The 2008-nt window shown below is 73.3% G+C and carries 1 protein-coding gene; it reads right to left on the bottom strand.

What is annotated here, in order from left to right:
- On the bottom strand, positions 1–1990 hold a 1990-nt coding region (locus tag ACF07S_RS33450; protein WP_391975925.1), incomplete at its 3' end, for a polyketide synthase dehydratase domain-containing protein.
- Positions 1991–2008 lie beyond the last annotated feature (18 nt).

The raw sequence follows: 2008 nt of genomic DNA, 5'->3' as shown, positions 1-2008 counted from the left end.
CGGCCTCACCCACCGCCAACGCCGCACCCAACAACTCGGCCGACAACACCGCACCCGGCTCGACGTCCAGCAGACCGAACCGCCCCGGATGCTCCAGCTGGGCGGATCGCACCAGTCCCCTGACCGGAGCGTCCGTCAGGTCCTCGGCGCCTTCGGACGCACCGACGACGAAGACCAGACGGGACGCGGCGAACCTCTCGTCCGCCAGCCAGTCCCGCACGAGGTCCAGGGTCCGGGCGGCCGCCTGGTGCGCCGACTCGACGACGTCCGGCAGCGAACTCGCCACGGTGACCAGCACTGTCCCGGGCACGTCGTTCGCAGCCAGTGCCTCGAGGTCGGAGGCGGTGACCAGAGCGACCGCGTCGGCGGCGATCGAAGCGAGGATCCCGTCGCCGAGCAGTGCGACCGGTTCCGGGGAGAGGGTGCCGGTCACGGCACGCGCGGGCACCCAGTCCACGTGGTAGAGGGACTTCGCGCCGCTTTCGGACCCGCCGCCGGCGGCCGAGGCGGACCGTACGACGAGGGACTCCACCGAGGCGACGGGGGCGCCGGCCGGGTCGACCAGCTCCACGGCGAGGGAGTCGTCACCGGTCCTGGTCAGCCGGACGCGCAGCGCCGAGGCGCCGGACGCGTGCAGGCGCACGCCCTCCCAGGAGAAGGGCACCCCGCCGAGCGCGGTGCCGTCGCCGTCGTCGTCGCCGAAGGCGAAGGAGGCGTGCAGGGCAGCGTCGAAGAGTGCGGGGTGCAGTCCGAACGTGCCGCCGTCGACGTCGTCGTTCAGCGCCACCTCGGCGAAGACCTCGTCACCCCGGCGCCAGGCGGCCCGCAGTCCCTGGAAGACCCGGCCGTAGCGGAGGCCGGCGTCGGCCAGCCGCTCGTAGCAGTCGGTCACGTCGACCGGGCGTGCGTCCTTCGGCGGCCAGACGGACGCGTCGAAGCCGGTACGCGCGACGGTCGCCTCGTCGGCCAGTGTGCCTTGCGCGTGCAGGGTCCAGGGACCGCGGTCGTCGTCCCCGTCGGGCCGCGAGTGAACGGCGACGCTACGGCGTCCCGCCTCGTCCGGTTCACCGACGGTGACCTGGATGCGGGTGCCGCCCTGGGCGGGCAGCACCAGCGGGGCCGGCAGGGTAAGTTCCTCGACCGTGTCGCAGCCGACCTCGTCGGCCGCGCGGATGGCCAGTTCCAGCAGGGCCGTGCCCGGCACGAGCACCGATTCCTGCACCGCGTGGTCGGCCAGCCACGGTTGTGACTGGAGCGACAGCCGGCCGGTGAGCAGCACTCCGTCGGCGCCGGCCAGTTCGACGGCCGCGCCCAGCAGCGGGTGCCCGGGGGTGCCGAGGCCTGCCAGACGGATGTCACCGGTTCCGGTGGCGGATCCCACGGGCCAGAAGTACTCGTGCTGGAAGGCGTACGTCGGCAGGTCCACCGGGCGCCCGCCCGTTCCGTCGAGCACGGCGGCCCAGTCGGCGTGACCGCCGCGGACGTACAGTTCGGCCAGCGCCGTCAGGGCGACGGTGACCTCGTCGCGGTCCTTGCGCAGCAGCGGTACGAGGAGGGCGTCGTCGCCGGCGCTCTCGCGCGCCATGCCACTGAGCACACCGTCCGGACCCAGCTCCACGAACCGGGTCACACCCTGCCCGGCCAGCGCACGGACACCGTCGTCGAAACGCACGGCCTCACGGACATGGGTCACCCAGTACGCGGCCGAGGCCAGCTGACCGGGCTCCGCCAGGGCACCGCTCACGTTGGAGACAACGGGCAACCGGGGTTCGCTGTAGGAGAGTCCCTCGGCGACCGTGCGGAACTCCTCCAGCATCGGCTCCATCAGCGGCGAGTGGAAGGCGTGCGACACCCGCAGCCGGGACGTACGACGGCCCAGCCCCCGGAACACCTCCGCCACGGCCTCCACCGCGGCCTCCACACCCGAGACCACCACCGACGACGGCCCATTGACCGCCGCCACCGACACCTCGTCCGTCAGATGCGGCACAACCTCCGCCTCCGCCGC

Source organism: Streptomyces sp. NPDC016640, from assembly GCF_043076215.1.
In the GTDB taxonomy this organism is placed as follows: Bacteria; Actinomycetota; Actinomycetes; order Streptomycetales; family Streptomycetaceae; genus Streptomyces.
Note: the sequence above shows the minus strand (reverse complement) of the source record. Positions and strands in the feature narration are given on the sequence as shown.